This window comes from Mesorhizobium sp. WSM4837 (assembly GCF_055811435.1).
The window spans coordinates 1-594 of sequence record NZ_JBVVQE010000233.1; the positions used below are offsets into that span (position 1 = coordinate 1).

1 pseudogene is annotated in these 594 nt (G+C 60.8%); it reads left to right on the forward strand.

What is annotated here, in order from left to right:
• Window positions 1-594 (forward strand): annotated as a pseudogene (locus AC0L3D_RS36890) (phosphomethylpyrimidine synthase ThiC); the annotation flags it as partial.

The following is a 594-nucleotide window of genomic DNA, read 5'->3' on the forward strand; positions in this document are numbered from 1 at the left end:
GCCAACATCAACCATCCGGAGAGCGAGCCGATGATCATCGGCCGCAATTTCCTGGTCAAGATCAATGCCAATATCGGCAATTCAGCCGTCACCTCGTCGATGGCCGAAGAGGTCGAAAAAATGGTCTGGGCGATCCGCTGGGGAGCCGACACCGTCATGGACCTGTCGACCGGTCGCAACATCCACAACATCCGCGAATGGATCGTCCGCAATTCGCCTGTGCCGATCGGAACCGTGCCGCTCTACCAGGCGCTTGAGAAGGTCGGAGGGATCGCCGAGGACCTGACCTGGGAAATCTACCGCGACACGCTGATCGAACAGGCCGAACAGGGCGTCGACTATTTCACCATCCATGCCGGTGTGCGGCTGCACTACATCCCGCTGACGGTCGACCGGGTCACCGGTATCGTCAGCAGAGGCGGTTCGATCATGGCCAAGTGGTGCCTGCATCATCACCGCGAAAGCTTCCTCTACGAGCATTCTCGAGGAAATCTGCGACATCTGCCGCGCCTACGACGTGTCGTTCTCGCTCGGCGACGGCCTTCGTCCCGGCTCGATCGCCGACGCCAACGACGCGGCGCAGTTCGCCGAACT